General features: G+C 40.0%; 12 protein-coding genes. 5 read left to right on the forward strand and 7 right to left on the reverse strand.

Features of this window, described 5'->3' with window-relative positions; translation table 11 throughout:
* Nucleotides 1-333 precede the first annotated feature (333 nt).
* Nucleotides 334-1,884: a YcjF family protein gene (locus IQ274_RS21165; protein ID WP_163927310.1), complete on the forward strand. Its 1,551-nt coding sequence runs from the start codon at nt 334-336 to the stop codon at nt 1,882-1,884.
* A gap of 250 nt (nt 1,885-2,134) precedes the next feature.
* Here IQ274_RS21165 and IQ274_RS21170 read toward each other — a convergent pair whose 3' ends face one another.
* Complete coding sequence (locus tag IQ274_RS21170; RefSeq protein ID WP_163927312.1) at nt 2,135-2,818, reverse strand: hypothetical protein; 684 nt, start codon at nt 2,816-2,818, stop codon at nt 2,135-2,137.
* A 554-nt stretch (nt 2,819-3,372) separates the two neighbouring features.
* On the opposite strand from IQ274_RS21170, the gene IQ274_RS21175 reads away from it, so the two are divergent.
* Nucleotides 3,373-5,142, forward strand: coding sequence for a serine/threonine-protein kinase (locus IQ274_RS21175; RefSeq protein ID WP_228058287.1), 1,770 nt, complete (start codon nt 3,373-3,375; stop codon nt 5,140-5,142).
* Between the two features lie 198 nt (nt 5,143-5,340).
* Here the strand turns inward: IQ274_RS21175 and IQ274_RS21180 are convergent, their stop codons facing one another.
* From IQ274_RS21180 to IQ274_RS21190, 3 genes are all read right to left on the reverse strand, one after another.
* Nucleotides 5,341-6,636, reverse strand: a complete 1,296-nt coding sequence (locus IQ274_RS21180; protein ID WP_194143332.1) for a response regulator — start codon at nt 6,634-6,636, stop codon at nt 5,341-5,343.
* Complete coding sequence (locus tag IQ274_RS21185; RefSeq protein ID WP_194143333.1) at nt 6,633-9,059, reverse strand: hybrid sensor histidine kinase/response regulator; 2,427 nt, start codon at nt 9,057-9,059, stop codon at nt 6,633-6,635. The genes IQ274_RS21180 and IQ274_RS21185 overlap by 4 nt, the downstream gene beginning before the upstream one ends.
* Nucleotides 9,060-9,392: 333 nt before the next feature.
* On the reverse strand, nt 9,393-11,522 hold the full coding sequence (locus IQ274_RS21190) for a tetratricopeptide repeat protein (RefSeq protein ID WP_194143334.1): 2,130 nt from the start codon (nt 11,520-11,522) through the stop codon (nt 9,393-9,395).
* A 208-nt stretch (nt 11,523-11,730) separates the two neighbouring features.
* Here IQ274_RS21190 and IQ274_RS21195 point away from each other — a divergent pair, with 208 nt between their 5' ends.
* The 3 genes from IQ274_RS21195 (at nt 11,731) to IQ274_RS21205 (ending at nt 17,018) form a co-directional block, all read left to right on the forward strand.
* Nucleotides 11,731-12,432, forward strand: a complete 702-nt coding sequence (locus IQ274_RS21195; RefSeq protein ID WP_194143335.1) for a rhomboid family intramembrane serine protease — start codon at nt 11,731-11,733, stop codon at nt 12,430-12,432.
* Nucleotides 12,433-12,609: 177 nt separating this feature from the next.
* Nucleotides 12,610-15,246, forward strand: a complete 2,637-nt coding sequence (locus IQ274_RS21200; RefSeq protein ID WP_194143336.1) for a PAS domain S-box protein — start codon at nt 12,610-12,612, stop codon at nt 15,244-15,246.
* A 437-nt stretch (nt 15,247-15,683) separates the two neighbouring features.
* Nucleotides 15,684-17,018, forward strand: coding sequence for a GTPase family protein (locus IQ274_RS21205; protein ID WP_163929212.1), 1,335 nt, complete (start codon nt 15,684-15,686; stop codon nt 17,016-17,018).
* Nucleotides 17,019-17,068: 50 nt separating this feature from the next.
* Here the strand turns inward: IQ274_RS21205 and arfB are convergent, their stop codons facing one another.
* Genes arfB through IQ274_RS21220 form a run of 3 tightly spaced genes read right to left on the reverse strand, consistent with a single transcriptional unit; the run spans nt 17,069 to nt 18,043 of the window.
* On the reverse strand, nt 17,069-17,485 hold the full coding sequence (gene arfB / locus IQ274_RS21210) for an alternative ribosome rescue aminoacyl-tRNA hydrolase ArfB (protein WP_194143337.1): 417 nt from the start codon (nt 17,483-17,485) through the stop codon (nt 17,069-17,071).
* A gap of 46 nt (nt 17,486-17,531) precedes the next feature.
* Entirely contained in the window at nt 17,532-17,786 is a 255-nt protein-coding gene (locus IQ274_RS21215) for an RNA-binding S4 domain-containing protein (RefSeq protein WP_163929213.1), read from the reverse strand.
* A gap of 59 nt (nt 17,787-17,845) precedes the next feature.
* Nucleotides 17,846-18,043 carry a hypothetical protein gene (locus tag IQ274_RS21220; RefSeq protein WP_228058288.1) on the reverse strand — a complete coding sequence of 66 codons (198 nt, stop codon included), beginning with the start codon at nt 18,041-18,043 and terminating at the stop codon, nt 17,846-17,848.
* Nucleotides 18,044-18,064: the final 21 nt, after the last annotated feature.

Below are 18,064 nucleotides of genomic sequence, written 5' to 3' on the forward strand. Positions count from 1 at the left end.
GTGGGAACACATTTGATACAAAATGCGCTCTCAGTTTATCAAAAGGGGCTTTTTTCTACCCTGGTCAAAAATACTGAAACTATGAAGATTAGAAGTATCTGCCTACTGAATGTTGATAAAACAGAGGAGGGGAAGCAGAGGGGAGAAAAAGGCTGAACCCAAGCGTATTGACATATAGAATGATTTATTGTGGGGTACAGCATTGCGCTTAAGTTTCACCGTCAAAGGTTCAAATTTTGCAAAAGCTGCTTCTTACTACTCTGGTAAGAAAGACTGAAACTATTAAGATCAGAAGCATCTACCTACTGAAATACCCACTAATCTTTCCTAGCCATGCCTCTGTCGCGCATAGTAACGCTAATTGTTGGTCTGATAGTCATTTTGGGGCTAGCCCTATGGCTAATTGATTCCCTATCACGCCTCTATTGGCAATTGTCCTATTCGCCGTTGCTTGGCAATTTGCTGCTGTTGCTGCTGATTGTCCTTATAGGAGCCTTGGTTGCGGCTTTTGTCTATTATGTATTGGTAATCCAATCTGGAGAAAAGCGATCGCGCCGCAACCCCAAGCGAGTAACTGCGGCGCAAATTCCTGCTGCTAAATCTGACGCTGCTTCTACAACTCTCCAAGCTGTGCGCCAACAGGTAGCGCAAATTCAAGATGAAGTCACACGTCAGGCTTTATTAAGTCGATCGCGCGAGATTGAAGCGAACTTAGCACGGGGTGAAATTCAAGTAGTGGTATTTGGTACGGGGAGTGCTGGCAAAACTTCCCTAGTGAATGCAATTATGGGACGCATGGTGGGTCAAGTGGATGCACCGATGGGTACAACCCAGGTTGGAGAAACCTATTGTCTGCGGTTGAAGGGATTAGAACGCAAGATTTTAATTACAGATACGCCAGGGATTTTAGAAGCGGGGGTGGCGGGAACGGAACGGGAACAAATGGCGCGAGAACTGGCAACAGAAGCAGATTTACTGTTATTTGTGGTGGATAATGACTTACGACGCTCAGAATATGAGCCGTTGCGGGGATTAGCAGAAATTGGGAAGCGATCGCTTTTGGTGCTGAACAAAACCGATTTATATACAGATGAAGATAAAGAATCCATCCTGGCTAGGTTGCGTCAACGGGTACGGGGATTTATTGCTACTAATGATGTGGTGGCGATCGCAGCTAATCCCCAATCTGCACAACTAGAAACTGGCGAAACCTACCAGCCGGAACCCGATATTGTCCCTTTACTGCGACGCACGGCTGCTGTTTTACGCGCCGAAGGTGAAGATTTGGTGGCGGATAACATTCTTTTGCAATCTCTGCGATTGGGAGACGAGGCGCGAAAACTCATCGATGGCCAGCGTCGTCGTCAAGCTGACAAAATCGTAGAACGGTTTCAGTGGATTGGTGCTGGTGTGGTGTCAGTCACGCCAATACCAGTTGTGGATTTATTGGCGACAGCCGCAGTCAACGCTCAAATGGTTGTGGAAATTGGCAGAGTCTACGGCTGTGAATTGAATATGGAACGGGGACGAGAGTTAGCCCTTTCTTTAGCGAAAACTATTGCTAGTCTGGGCATTGTCAAGGGAGCAATTCAATTATTATCTACAGCCTTGCAACTTAATGTTGCTACCTTTCTTATTGGTAGGGCGATTCAAGGTGTGACAGCAGCTTATTTAACGCGAATTGCTGGTAAAAGTTTTATTGAATATTTTCGTCACGATCAAGATTGGGGTGATGGGGGAATGACGGAAGTTGTGCAGAAACAGTTTCAAATTAATCGCCGAGATGAATTTATTAAAGCTTTTATTCAAGAAGCGATCGCGCGGGTAGTGAAGCCGTTACAAGATAAATCTGAAGCGATCGAGGAAGAAGAAAGCAAAGAATAATCTAATACGCTTAGGTTAGCGCCAAAAACCTTAAACTTTGTAGGTTGGTTTGAGGAACGAAACCCAATATTTCTGTGGCTTTGTTGGGTTAAGTAAAGCATAACCCAAGCGTATTGAAGAATAATCTTAATAACTATTAACTTTATTAGTTAATGTCAAAAATGCTCTTGCTAAAAAGCAAGAGCATTAAAATTTTTCTAGGAAAAAATAGTTTGTTCGATAAGTATCAAATTAAATTAACTTATACATTTTAGAATGCTTTTCCCTTGCGCTTCAACAACAAAACCGTAATACCAACAAGTACTGCCCCGTTAAGAATGCCAGGTTCTGGAACACTAGCTAAATCGGTATTTAGCACAAGCGTAGCAGATGAATCAAAACTAAATCCAAACAGATACTGCTCTCCAATTCCAATATCGCCCAAAAGCGCACCTCCAATTGAGAAAAATCGTCCACTGCTGGCGTTAATATCTGCAATAGCGTCCGAGTTGAGGACAAAACTTAGGATTTCGTCTGAATTGCCAAAAGTGCTGACATTAAAAGTACCGTAATTTTTACCACTTACCAAGTCATTATAGATAACAGCATTAGGATTGTTAACTTTTTGAGCAAGTACATCAGCGGCTGTTGAAACATCAAAAAAACCTAGGGTCTTTGTTGGATTTCCTGCACCTTGAAACCGTTTAACTTGCAAAGTTGCTGTGGAGACTCCAGCTAGATCGTTAAGATCGAATGTAAAAAAGTTAGCATAATTGGTCGCGTCGAGATTTCCAGTGATATAGTTGTCGTTCTGGTTGCTGTTACCAGCGGTCTTACTCCACCAGCCTTGATTTGAACTACTCAAACTAACAGTTGCTGCTTGCGCTACGTTCAGCATTCCTAATCCAAATCCAACAATAGCAGCCGTCATTGCTAATTTGTAACAATTTTTCATGCGATATCTTTCTAAAGTTGAACCTGTTTAGATGAAATTCACAAAAAATTTCCCTATACAATCGCTGCTTTTAAAAAGACGCAGTTGCTCAACAATCAGAGTAACTAAACGTAGTTAAAAATTCAGTATTGAACTAGGGTTTTATTAGCACTGTAAATTATGTATTAAATCAAACAATGCTGTTGCTAGCATAATAGTATAAAAACTATTATTGCCCACAAAAGTATATAAAGTTTACACAAAATTCATATATTTTTTATGAATTCTTCATGTTTTTGCTTTTAAATTACATCTAGTCCTTTATAAAGACATGAGAAATAGCTTGTAGGTTTGAATTTTTTCATTAACCATTTAAAAATATATTAAGATTTTAATATTTAATAAGTTTAATAGAGTTTGATAAATTAAAACCCAATTTTTTTAAGTAAAATTACTGTAATAAATCAAGTTATATCCAAGTAGTTAAGTTCGGTAAATCTATTTTTCAAGCATTCCGGAAACAGGAGGGAATGTCAGAAAAACTAAATAATAAGGGCTTACTGAGTAACCAGGTCATGACCAACCACATAATCGGTAAATTATTACAAGAGCGTTATCAAATTGTCCAAAGCCTGGGTGCAGGGGTATTTGGACAAACATATATAGCTGTAGACGTAGATTTTCCACAGAATCCTAAATGTGTTATTAAGCAGATAAAAGTTAGCAGTTCCGAACCTGGCTACTTGGAGATGCTGAGGTTAATGTTTCTAACTGAAACTGAAACCCTCAAGCTTCTAGGAAGCCATCAACAAATTCCTGAATTTATCGCCTGTTTTGAAGAAAACAGCCAGTTTTATTTAGTACAAGAGCTAATTGAAGGACATGCACTGACTGCGGAATTGCCCATTGCTCAACAGTGGGGGTGTCTGTGGAGTGAAAGGGAAGTTGTAAAATTCCTGATAGATGTCTTAGGTATTCTAGAATTTGTTCACTCTCAAGGCGTGATCCATTGTGACATCAAACCAGAAAACTTGATTAGACGTAATAGCGATGGCAAGTTAGTTTTGATTGACTTTGGCTCAATCCAGTCTATCGATTTTGGTATAGGTGCGGAATTGCCGATTTATAGGATTCCCGTCACCTCATTGGGATACATACCGCCAGAGCAATTTATTGGACAAACACAGCCCAACAGCGATATTTATGCTTTGGGGATGATTGCTATCCAGGCTTTAACTGGGTTAGAACCACTACAATTAAAAGTTGATCCTCATACTAATGAAATTTTTTGGCGTTCTCCAAACACGCCAGTTAACGATTATCTAGCTGCTGTTCTCAGCCAAATGATCCGTTACGATTCTCAAAATCGCTTCCAGTCAGCGACTGAGGTACTGCGGGTACTCAAACAAATAACATGGGATCAGTCACCAAAAATATTAGAGGAAGATTCTGAATTTTTTCTAGAAGAAGTTGCGATTGAGGATAATGATTTTCAAAATCCTACATCTGACACATCATCCCCGTTATTGACAGGAATGAAAGTCGGGCTAGCAGCTAATTATTTATTGATGGGATTTGGTGTATATTCTTTAGTTAATACCGCACCAGCATACTCAGAAACAGATACTTTATATCAAGCAAAAAAAGAATATCAAGCTGGGGATTTGCAAGAAGCGATCGCACTTGCTAAATCAATTCCCTCCCACAGCAATGTTTATCCAGAAGCACAAGCCACAATTGAAGAATGGCAAGAGCAATGGCAAGTTGCTGCACAACAATACCAAATAGCTCAAATAGCTTTTCATGAGAGCCGATGGTCAGATGTTCTTGATGCTGTTTCTCAAATTCCAAATATTTCATATTGGCAATCTAAAACAGATAAACTAGTTCAGCAAGCATACGTTAACATTGAAGCACAGACACAAGATTTATTAGCAAAAGCTTACGAAAGTGCCGAGATCAGAGATTTTTCTACTGCATTACAATATCTGCGGGAAATTCCTAAAGAAAGTCGTGCAGGGGCTTTAGTTCAAGAAAAGCTGGCTGAGTATAATCGAAAGCGCCAAATCAGAGCAGCTTACTTTTTACAGAATGCTTACAAAAAAGCATCTGTAGGTGATTTTGATCGGGCTGTGAAATTTCTCCGAAATATTCCCCAAGATGCTCTAGTTTATGCTCAAGCTCAAGTTAAATTGGATGAGTATACTCAAAAGCAACACGTGCAGGCTGGCAATCAAAAGATAGCTTCTGCAAAAAGAACAAATTCATTTGTCTCTAAAAATTCAGACACTAAAATTGAATATCTTCAGCAAGTAAATTATTTGCAAGAAGTGAATATTCGATAGTTACCATGATTTTTGATAAATGTACTTGTTACATAGAGCAATTTTAAGTAGAGATGCGAAAATGTACTGGGCTGGCTTCGAATGCCCCGCCACGCTAACGCGTCTCTACAGGTCTAAAATCATTAACAAAAATCTTTAACTAAACATATTGGTACACAAAGAAGCGATGATTGCTTTTATTTAGTTTAGGATTTTTATTTATCGAATGGGTAGTTCAATGATAAATTCTACACCTTCACCTGGCTTGGAATCGTATGTGAGCTTGCCATGATGGTTATTAACCACAATTTGGTAAGCAATAGATAGACCAAGCCCTGTTCCTTTACCCACAGGTTTTGTTGTGTAAAAAGCATCGAATATTTTTGTCTTATCTGCGTTTTTTATACCTGAGCCATTGTCAGCAACTCTTAAAATAACTTGCTCTCCAATTGCCTCAGTTTTGATTTTAATTACCCCAGGATTCTTAGAAATTGTATCAATATCTTTATTTTTATTTACTTCTTCAATTGCATCGATTGCATTACAAACTAAATTCATAAAAACCTGATTTATCTCGCTAGGAAAACACTCAACAAGTGGCAAATTTCCATAATCTTTAACTAATTTTATAGCTGGGTAATGAGCATTTCGCTTAAACCGATGTCCGAGAATGAGTAATGTACTTTCTAACCCTTCATGCAAGTTAGCTAGTTTTTTACCAGCTTCTCTGTGACGCGAGAAATTGTTCAAATATGACACAATTTCTGTAACGCGGTCTGTACCAACTTGCATGGATTTAATAATTTTAGATAAATCATCTAACAAAAATTCAAGATCGCTTTTTTTAATTGCGGTTTGAAGTTCATCTGGTGGATCGGGCAGATATTTTTGATAGAGATGCAATAAACTAACTACTTCTTTTACATACTTTTCAACAAAATTTAAGTTGCCAGATATAAAGTTGATGGGATTATTAACTTCATGAGCAATTCCTGCTGTTAGTTGACCTAAAGCTGCTACTTTTTCTGCTTGAATCAGTTGAGTTTGAGTTTGTTGTAATTCGGTGTTTTTAGCAATTAAGCTTTTTGTCAAATTTCGCAGTTTAAGGTGATTTTCAATCCGCACTAATACTTCTTCATACTGAAAAGGTTTTGTAATGTAGTCTACGGCTCCCAATTGCAAACCTTTGACTTTATCAGCCGTTTCTGAAAGGGCTGTCATAAAAATGACTGGAATATCTTGGACACGAGGATTGCTTTTTAGCTGTTTACAGGTTTCAAAACCATCTATACCCGGCATCATTACATCCAGCAAGATTAAATCAGGTAAGTCACCATTTTCTAATCGCTGAAGGGCTTTCTCTCCACTGCGGGCTGCCCAAACTTCGAAGCTAGACTGATCCAGAAAGCTGGATAAAACTTGTAAATTGGCAGGGTTATCGTCAACAACTAAAACAATTCCCCTAGAAAGAGCATAATTGATAGAATTATTTTGGTTTTCAATAATAGTTTTCATACCGTTTCCAACGCATATTTAGTCAAAAAATTTATAATTAAATCTTCATCAAATTGCCTTGCCATCAGCCGTAGTTCGTTAGCAAATGGTGCAAAGTTTGTATCTGTTTCTTCTAGTTGATCGGCCCACTTGAGAATGGCATTGAAGTTACCTTTAGTGGCTAAGGTGGTTAGTTCTTGCAACACCTGGGGAGAAGGAGAGGTTAATTGAGTAGTTGCTGTCGTTGCTTCTTTGGCTTTTTTTCCATCAGGCTGAGATTGCTTGTAAATCCATACCAAATTTAAGTATTTTTCTAGTTGATGCAATAATTCATCTACTTGTATGGGTTTGCTCAAGAAAGCATTACCTCCAGCTTGCAGACTGCGATTTTGGTCGGCTTCAAAGACACTAGCTGAAGAAACGATAATTAATACATCCTGAATTTCTGGAGTGTGACGCAGGTGTTTAATTAATTCAAACCCATCCATTTCTGGCATCAGCAAATCTGTGATGATTAAGTTTGGCTTGAGGGCGATCGCTTTTTCTAAACCTTCTTTACCGTTACTGGCTTCAACCACATTAAAACCTAGTGGTTGCAGTAAGTTTGTAATCACTGTGCGATTCTCCCAGCGATCGTCAACCATCAGGATGGTGTAGGGGCCACCCTCAAAGCCAATGATTTGTTTCTCTGAGGCAGTCATCGCAGATTGTACCCAGTCAGTCGCTTCGGGTATCTCTAACTCAAACGAAAAGCTACTCCCCTTACCGATCTGACTCTGAACATGGATATCGCTACCCATCATTTGTACCAACTGCCGAGTAATAGCTAAACCCAGCCCTGTACCTTCAGCTTGGCGCTTTTTCTCACCAACTTGTTCAAATGGTAAGAAAATCTGGCTCAATTCTGCGGGAGTTATCCCAATTCCTGTGTCTTCTACAGTAAAGCGAAGGCGATGTTTTATGATCTGCCCATCATTGGGAGGTTGATCGATTACTTCAATATTGAAAGTAACCTGACCTTCATCTGTAAATTTGATGGCATTTCCCAGCAGATTCAATAGTACCTGACGTAATCTTTTGACATCGACATAAATCCCTGTAGGCAAGTTAATCGGAGGTTTATAGATAAACGAAATGCCCTTTTGTTTTGCCCGAATGTGACATATTTCGACAATTCCTTGAAGAAAGGAAGGGAAATGCACATCATAAGGATGCAATTCTAGTTTTTTCGCTTCAATTTTGGAGAGATCCAAAATGTCATTAATTAAAGTCAGCAGATGAGAGCCACATTGTTCAATAATATTGACGTGATATAGCTCTTGCTTAGGTAAAGCTGGGGAACGCAACAAAATTTGGGCACAACCGAGAATGCCATTTAAAGGTGTTCGCAGTTCATGACTCATGTTAGCTAAAAATTCGCTTTTAGCATGGTTGGCTGTATCAGCAGCAGCTTTCGATTTTTTCAGTTCACGTTGTTCAAATGCTTGCACTTGCCACAAGACGGTAATCATGGTGAGTGTCAGTCCACCGACAATTAAGGCAATGAAATCGAGGAATTGCAATCGAGATTCGATATTTTGGCGGGGAATCACCAAAGCTACAGACCAATTAGCAGCTTGCAACGGCAGATAAGCTACATACTGTTTAGTGCCGTCAATTTCCATTAACTCAATTCCCTGTTGTTTGTTTACCATCCTCTGAGCGATCGCATTTAAATTGCGATCGCCAATTTTCAGCAGGCTGGGTGCAGGTTTTTCTACGGTTGAGATTAACGCCGAGTTAGGGTGAACGATCGCTTGTCCTTGGGAATTGAGAGCAAAAGCATAGCTGTTCGTGCCGTAGTGTAAGGAGTTAACAACCTTTGCAATGCGATCGACTCTCACATTACCGTGGAAAGTCCCTATTGGTGAACTACTGCTAGCAGAATTTGACCAAATCGGGGTGGAAATCGCAATTAAAGGAATTCCTGTGGAACGGCTAATGAAGGGATCGGAAATATTGCTCTTTCCCGCAATTGCTTTTTGAAAGTAATCTCGATCCTGAATATTTTTATTTGAGCGACCAACTTTTGTATTGGAATATGAACCATCTGGGGTAGCTATTTGGAACAAGAAAAATTCATTTATCCGCTTGACTTCTGCCTTTAAATAGGGTTCTGCCACAGACCAGTTTAAGGAGCGTACAGTTAAAGTATTCGCCAGGGTTTGTACCTCCACTTGGCGAACATGTAACCACTCTTCAATTTCACTATCCCCTCTCTGTACCTCTAAAAAAGCGCTATGTCTCAAATCTTTGAGCATCAGATTTCTAGTGGCTTGATAGCTGAAATAGGCAGAAATACTGACTACAAGGGTAGTACCGCCAATAATAAATCGAATTAGTAAATTTCGTGAAAGATGATTTTCTTTATTAGTTGTTGATAGGCTGGAGTTTGCTTGTATCAAGGGTTAGCTCCTTAATCGCATAGTTCGGTAAGAAAAAATTCTAGGTTATCTTTAGATTGCCCAAGAAGTTACCGATGCTCACAGCTTTTGGTAAAATAAACAATAAATTTATAGTAATGCCACGAATTATAAGTTGCGATCTCAAAATATTCTTTAAAATCAACTAAAATTCCAATTATTGGCTATAAAAAGTGTTATTAACAATTTGTAATTACAAATTGTTAATGTAGTCGTAAAGCACCGCATAAATAAAACACCCATTCCAAATGAACGAAACGTTTACATTGTATTCATTCATTTTTAATTTTTAATTTTTAATTCCGCCTTGCGGTACTAGGGTGTCGTCTGCGGTGGATTTGTAGGATTAGGAACTGGAATAACTGGCACAATTATAGGCTTAGGTTTCTCGGATTGCAGCTGAATCTGAGCTTGATTGCGGCCATCTATAGCTTGTTGGTAATTAGGCTTGTATTTTATTGCTTGATCGTAAGACGCGATCGCATCCTGATAGCGTTTCAAATTTAGTAGAGTATTGCCTCTGCTATACCAGCTTTCAGAATGATCTGGTTTATAACGAACGGCCTTATTATAAGATGCGAGTGCATCTTCATATTTTTGCAGAATGTATTGTGAATTTCCCAGATTGTACCAGAGCTGATAATCTTTTGACTTAAGTGTTGCGGCTTTATTATAAGATTTTATTGCTTCTTCATAGCGTTGGTTTTGATGCAGCGACCAGCCCAAGTTATACCATGCTTGATAGTTACTAGGATTGTATTTAATTACTTGATTAAAAGATTCAATTGCTTCTGGGTAACGTCGTAGGTTCAGTAATGTGTTACCTCTAGAAAACCAGGCTTGATAATAATTTGACTTGTACTGTACAGCCTTATCATAAGCTGCAAATGCATCTTGGTAGCGTTGCAAATTGACTAATGCATTCCCTAAATTATACCAAGCTTGCTCATAGTCTGGTTTTAAATCAACAACTTTTTGGTATGCTGCGATCGCTTCTTCATATCGGTTAGAATTCTGTAAAGCTAATCCTTTCTTGTACCAAGCTTCATAATTATCTGATTTTAATTCAATCGCTTTTTCATAGGCTTTAATTGCTTGGTCATATTGCTTTAAGTTACTAAAAGCTTCACCCTTAGCATTCCAGACTTCTGAGCTTTCATTATTTAATTGTAAGGCTTTGTCAAAAGATGCGATCGCTTCTTGATATCGCTGTAGACTTGCCAAGACAAAGCCTCGTCCACTCCAAGCTTCAAAATAATCTGGCTTAAGTTGGATTGCTCTATCATACGCAGCTAATGCGTCTTTAGATTTTTTTAATTTATACAGCGTTTTGCCTTGGCCATTCCATCCTTGAGCATAATCTGGTCTAATATTAACGGCTTTTTCATATACTTCTAATGCGTCTTGATAGCGTTGCAAATCAAAAAGTGTATTTCCTTGTTTGGATAATTCTATAGCGTTATTTGAATTAATGTGATTAAAAATAAATATTGATGCAACTCCACTGATCCCAACTAAAAATATTGTTAGTAAAACTTTGCCTAAAACCAATTTTTTCGGTTGTGGTTTGGTTATATTTTTGGGTAGAGAAATAGGAGTTAACGCTATTGTTTCGGCCGGCGGTAGTGTTAACTCTTTCAGCGCTTTTAATGCTACTGTAGCCGAAGGATAGCGTTGTCGAAAGTCGTAGCACACCATTTTGTCTAAGAATTGAGCAAATTCTGGTGTTACTGTGGCTTTATCGCGCCAGATAATTTCATTAGTCTCAGCATCTTTTACTATTTCCTCTGGTAATAATCCAGTGAGAGCTTGAATAGCAATGATTCCCGTAGCATAAATATCACTGCTTAATTTTGGTGTACCATGAGCTTGTTCTCCAGGAATATATCCAGGCGTACCTATGGCAACAGTACCTTTTGTTGAACCTTCGGGAGTAATTACTTGAGTAGTAATTTGTTTAACCGCACCAAAATCAATTAAGATTAATTTGCCATCCGGGTGTCGTCTGAGGATATTTCGGGGATTAACATCACGGTGAATTACATTCTGTTGATGGACAAATTCTAGAATTGTCAAAAGTTCTTGTAAAAGCGAAATTACTTGCTCTTGGCTAAGGGTTTTACCTGGTATTAATTCTTGACTCAGGTCATGACCTTCGATCAATTCCTGTACGAGATAAAATTCGGCATCTTCCTCAAAATAAGCTAAAAGTTGGGGAATGCGATCGTGAGTTCCTAATTTATACAGAACTTGTGCTTCTGTATCAAATAAACGCCTAGCCGTCTCTAAAGTTACCGGATCGTTTGCTTGGGGTTTGAGTTTCTTGACCACACATTGAGGTGAACCGGGTAATTGAGTATCATAAGCAACAAAGGTTTCACCAAAACCCCCTCCTCCCAAGTTACTAATAATTTGGTATCTTCCAACAAGTGTGTTTCCTAGCATCTCGTTTGCCTACTTAAGTGCGATGCGATCTGATTTCAATCTTGCCACACGTTAAGGGGGATAGGGGAATAAGGGCAGGCAGGGGATGCAGGGGAGGCAGGTGGAGAATAACTAATAACTAATGACCAATACTTCTCCATGAGAGGTTATGCGTTAGTGGAGCTTTCGTCGCGATGCACTCAGTACAAGTGACCAATGAAAAATTTATATGATTCCTATTAGTGATAATATTCGTTGTTGGAATAAGCCGATTATTAATTATTGGCTAATTGGCATTAATATTGCCGTATTTTTATGGGAAATCAAACTAGAAATTAGTGATGCATTGGGCTATTTTGTAAATAGTTGGGGCGTAATTCCAGCTCAGATTAGTGGGGCAATTACAAATGCATTATTTAATAACAATTCTGCTGCTTGGATAATTGTAATTTGGCGGGTATTTTCACTATTTTTTGGAATATTTTTGCACGGTAGTTTTAGCCAGATATTGGGAAATCTACTATTTCTGTGGGTTTTTGGTAAAACTATAGAAAATATCTTGGGACACAGACGCTATCTTGGATTTTATCTGGCGGCTGGCATCTTAACAGGGATCGTACAAATTCTAGCTGCACCGAGTTTGACAGTACCATTAATTGGGGGCAATGGCGCGATCGCAGCTATTTTAGGGGCATACATTATGAAGTTTCCTAAAGCTAAAATTGACACCATTTTACCGTTAATTATTGTGTATATTCCTATCGAACTTCCCGCCTTTGTCTATATATTTTGGTGGTTTGTGCAACAGTTATTTTATGGTATCGGCAGTTTAAATATTCCCCCCATTGGCGTAAATCAATTGGGTGTTGTCTTCTGGGGGCAGGTTGTGGGATTATTCATTGGTGCGGCTTTCATACGATTGAAGAGATAATTGATTTGTCTTAATCTTTAGACATGGCTCTTAAATACCAGAGGATATCTTTTGGTTAAAACTCTTATGTGCCTTTTGATGGATTGCATTTTTTAGCTTAAAAATTCATACTGCTAAAACTAGGGTATGCCTACTCTTCAAGTCGGTGTTATTTTTAGTTGTTAGCGGTTTATTAAAATGCCAAATGTTGATAAAATCAATTCTAACCTTACTGATGAATTAGCAGTTTTACGGCAGCGTGTAGCTGAGTTAGAGCAAGCAGAAATATTTTATCAACAAAGGCAAGTAGCACTAGAAGAGCAATTAAGAAAACTGGCAACATCGGCACAAAGTTCGCATATTTCAGTTTTAGAATATGAGATTGAATGCCATCTGGAGCAGGAGAAGTCTACAGGCTTTAATGTGACAACAGATGTGCCAGTGACTTTAGAGCAACTCCAACAAGAAATTGCACAGCGACAGCAGTTAAAAGTAATTCTGAAAGATAGTGAAGAACGGCTGAGGCTAGCTCTAGATGTTTCTCAGATGGGCTTGTGGGACTGGAATATTTTAACCAATCAAGTCATCTGGTCTGAAAATTATGAACTACTTTTTGGTCTACTTCCAAGTAGTTTTGATGGTCCTTATGAAACATTTCAGAAGTGTGTTTATCCTGAAGACAAGCAATCTGTAATGCAACGGATCGGCCAGGCTTTGGCACAAAAAACTGACTACAACGATGAATTTCGGATAGTTCGCTCAGACCAAAGCGTACATTGGATTTCTGCCAAGGGAAAATTTATCTATGACGAGCAGGGAAAAGCGGTGCGAATGATCGGTGTTTGTATGGAAACAACTGTGTGCAAACAGGCAGAAGAAAGTACTCGCGAACTAACCACACAAGTCCAAGAACAGGCAAATATTTTAAATGCTATCCTCACCGCTTCAGTAGATCACATTTATATCTTTAATCGCCAAGGTTGCTATCAGTATGTTAGTCGTGATGCAGCTACTATATTAGGTTTTAAGCCCCAGGATCTTGTCGGAAAAACTTTGCAAGAACTGGATTTACCCACAGACCTTGTAGAACAGGTAGACAATCAACTAAAAGCTGTGATTAAAACTGGGCAGCCAATTAAGGATGAGTGTAAATATGTAACTGCTGATGGAGTGCATTATTATGAATACATTCTGACACCATTACGAAATTTAAACCAAAGCATTGAAGGTGTAATTACTGTTTCTCGTGATATTACCGAACACAAACGGGCAGAAAAATCATTACGCGAAAGTGAAGCTCGATTTCGGCGTTTGTTCGAGTCTAACCTAATCGGGGTTGCTTTTTGGAATGTGGATGGCTTCGTTATTGATGCCAATGATGCCTTTCTTCAACTAGCTGGCTACACTCATGAGGAGTTCACTGTTTTAGGTAAAGTTAATTGGCGAGAACTTACTCCTATTGAATACAAGTATTTAGACGATCGCGCCATTTTAGAGGTGCAAACCACTGGAGTCTCCAAAATTTACGAGAAAGAGTACATCCACCGCAACGGTAAGCGAGTACCAATTGTTTTGGGCATAGCCTTGCTGAATGACTCCCAAGAACATGGTGTTGCTTTTGTACTAGATATTACCGATCGCAAATTGGCTGAAAAAGAATGCGATCGCCTCCTCCAATGCGAAAGAACAGCACGCCAAGAAGCAGAGATCGCCAACCAAATTAAAGATGAGTTTCTGGCGGTTCTCTCCCATGAACTGCGAACCCCACTCAACCCTATCCTGGGATGGTCGAAAATGTTACGGACTCGCAAGTTTGATGAACAAACCACTAACCGCGCTTTGGAAACCATTGAACGCAACGCCAAGTTACAAACCCAGTTAATTGAAGATTTGTTGGATGTGTCTCGCATTCTCCAAGGAAAATTAAACTTAAATATCTGTCCAGTGAACTTGGTAATGGTAGTTGAAGCAGCACTAGAAACGGTACGGCTAGCAGCAGAAGCTAAATCAATTGAAATTCAGACCATATTTGATGCCAGTTTAGGACAAGTTATGGGCGATCCAAATCGGCTCCAGCAAGTTGTGTGGAATCTACTTTCTAATGCGGTAAAATTTACACCAACCGGAGGACGAGTAGGAATTCGACTCATGGAAGCTAGTAATCAGATTCAAATTCAAGTCAGCGATACAGGTAAGGGAATTAACCCAGACTTTTTGCCATTCGTGTTTGATTACTTTCGCCAAGCTGATGGCACTACTACACGCACATTTGGCGGACTAGGTTTAGGATTAGCGATCGTGCGTAAGGTTGTAGAAATGCACGGGGGAAAAGTTCAAGCCGAAAGTGCTGGAGAAGGATTGGGTGCAACCTTCACTGTTGAAGTACCGCTTTTGGTGAGAAGTGAACAAGTTCGGCGGGAAGAGAATGAGTCTTTAGATTCTCAGCCTGAATCCTCACTCCTTTCGAACACTCAAGTTTTAGTGGTGGACGATGAACCAGATATCCGCGACTTGGTGAGTTTCATTTTGCAAGACTACGGTGTACAAGTAACTGCTGTATCCTCAGCACAGGAAGCATTACAAGCGCTATCTGAATCGATACCAGATGTTTTAATTAGTGATATTGGAATGCCAAGGACAGACGGTTATATGCTGATGCGGGAAGTGCGATCGCGATCGCCGCAAGAAGGAGGACGCGTACCAGCGATCGCTCTGACAGCTTATGCAGGCGAAATGAATCAGCAGCAAGCACTAGCAGCCGGATTTCAAATGCATATTTCTAAACCAGTAGATCCAGATGTATTGGTGAAAGCGATCGTTGATTTGATTGAGTAGTCATTAGACTTCTTGCAGAAGTGGGGGAAGGGGTAAAGGGGAAAGGGGAAAGGAATGAAGTTTCCCCTTTCCCTTTACCCTTTAACCTTTCCCCGACATCTTGCAAAAGTTACTTTTGCAAGATGTCTGTCTATTGGTCATTAGTCATTGGTACATACCGAGTGTTTTGTGGGCGAAAAAAACTTTTTTGTTAAGGATTAATTCTTTGGGCGCTTAGTATCTCAAGAACTCGTTAACAATGCAAGTCGAAACAATGGCATTTTTCAGCCGAAACAATCGCATTGTTACCAATAAAATAAGCATTACTGTGCCCAAAGCGTGTATTGCTTCCATTCGAGAACTGCTACATAACACTACTAACGGTACTAGTTATCACTTTAAGAATCGCTATAAGATTAGTAAAAGGGTCTTCTACGTTTGAATAGATTTGAATAGAAATGATTGAGCAACGTGATGCTGACTCACCAACAACTGATTCTCAGCAATTGAGTGAACCGACCGATAAAGCAACTACCAAGTCGGTCGATAATTCTTGGACAAACCGCATTGGTGGTGTCTGGAACACAGCAACAACACGTTTAACCAAACTCCTACCCGTAGAACAACTGGCACAAACGGTTGTTGAATGGTTTAGCGTCAGTGAAACTCAAGTTGCAGAGATTTTAGAGAAAATCCGAGCCGAATTGCCAACCACAGAAGCACTACTGATTGGTAAACCCCAAGCCGGAAAAAGTTCAATTGTGCGGGGATTAACAGGGGTTTCGGCTGAGATTATAGGTCAGGGTTTTCGTCCGCACACGCAACACACGCAGCGCTATGCTTATCCTTCCAATGACCTGCCATTACTAGTTTTTACTGATACGGTGGGACTAGGTGATGTCAACCAAGATACCCAAACAATTATTCAGGAGTTAGTTGGCGATTTACAAAAGGAAACTGGTTCCGCCAGAATCCTCCTGTTGACGGTCAAAATCAATGATTTTGCAACTGACACACTCCGACAAATTGCTCAAAAGTTACGCCAGCAGTATCCAAATATTCCCTGTCTGCTAGTAGTTACTTGCTTGCATGAGGTTTATCCTGCTGATATTGTCGATCATCCTGCCTATCCGCCAGATTATCAAGAAATCAACCGCGCATTTGCGGCAATGCAGCAAGCCTTCGCCGGGATAACTGACCGCTCTGTACTAATTGACTTTACCCTGGAAGAAGATGGCTACGATCCGGTATTTTATGGCTTAGAAGCACTACGAGATTCTTTAGCAGAACTACTCCCACAAGCAGAAGCGCAGGCGATTTATCAGCTATTAGATCGAGAAGAAGCCGGAAAGCAACTTGGCAACCTTTACCGAGATGCAGCACGCCGTTATATTTTGCCATTTGCAATTATGTCTGCCACCCTTGCGGCTGTACCTCTGCCTTTTGCCACAATGCCTGTACTAACTGCCTTGCAAGTATCAATGGTGGGTCTGTTGGGTAAATTATATGGACAGACAATTACACCATCACAGGCAGGGGGTGTTGTCAGTGCGATCGCAGGGGGTTTCTTAGCACAGGCAATCGCACGGGAATTAATTAAATTTATACCAGGTTTTGGGAGTGCGATCGCAGCATCTTGGGCAGCCGCCTACACCTGGGCACTAGGGGAAGCAGCCTGCGTTTATTTTGGTGATTTAATGGGAGGTAAGAAACCCGATCCCCAAAGAATTCAGTTAGTAATGCAAGAAGCGTTTCAGGCGGCGCAAGAACGGTTTAAGGGAATTAAACGTTAAGACTGATTTCTCATAACATTTCTGTTTGCAGATCCACCTCAGCCTAAAATCTAAAATTCTGTTACCTGTCCTCTGTTAGACTTAACCTGTCCGCGCTTAGTTTTGTAGTCAAGGCGCTTTCTTTGAGAACTGCGAGTTGGTTTCGTGGGTTTACGTTTTATTGGTACGATAACTGCACTCTGAATGAGTTCTTGAAGTCGTTTCAAAGCTGATTCCCGATTATTTTCTTGGCTTCGGTGTTCCTGTGCTTTGATGACAACAACTCCTTCCTGGGTAATGCGTCGATCGTTCAGCTTTAAAAGCTGTTCTTTATAATAATCTGGTAATGATGAAGCGACAATATCGAAGCGTAAGTGAATCGCTGTGGAAACCTTATTTACATTCTGGCCTCCTGCTCCTTGCGAACGAATCGCACTAATTTCAATATCACTCTGTGGGATTATAACTTTGTTGGAAATTTGCAGCATCGCTCACAAGGCAAAAGAGGAACTTTTCAATTTGGGATAAAAATTTTTACTCGGTTTGTTGGGGAAAATCTGTTACTACATTTTGGTCTTCATTGTTATCCAAATTCACCTCTAAAGTCTTTCCTTCTATTGTCACTTTATCACCCGGTACTAGTCGCCGTCCTCGTCGGGTTTCTAGCATACCGTTTACTTGGACATCGCCACCTTGAATCATTAGCTTGGCTTGTCCTCCAGTTGGCACTATACCCATCAACTTTAAATATTGATTTAACTTAATTGTGTTGTCTCGGATTTTCTTCATAGTAAATAAAACTACATCATCTTAATTGTATCGTGGTGCGATCGGGGTAAAGCGTGAATCTATTGCGCCACATAATCACCTAAGTACAGCATTTCATTAATTCGTAGCAAATTAATTTGGTAATACCCTGCAATGCCAATGCGTCGTCTGACAATGCCAATACGTCCTCTGACATGCCAATGCGTCGTCTGGCAATGCAATGCGTCCTCTGACAATGCCAATGCGTCGTCTGGCAATGCCAATGCGTCCTGATGCAATTAAAGGTTCTTGTCAGCTTT

Origin of the sequence: Nostoc sp. LEGE 12447 (genome assembly GCF_015206985.1) — a bacterium.
Taxonomy (GTDB): Bacteria; Cyanobacteriota; Cyanobacteriia; order Cyanobacteriales; family Nostocaceae; genus Nostoc.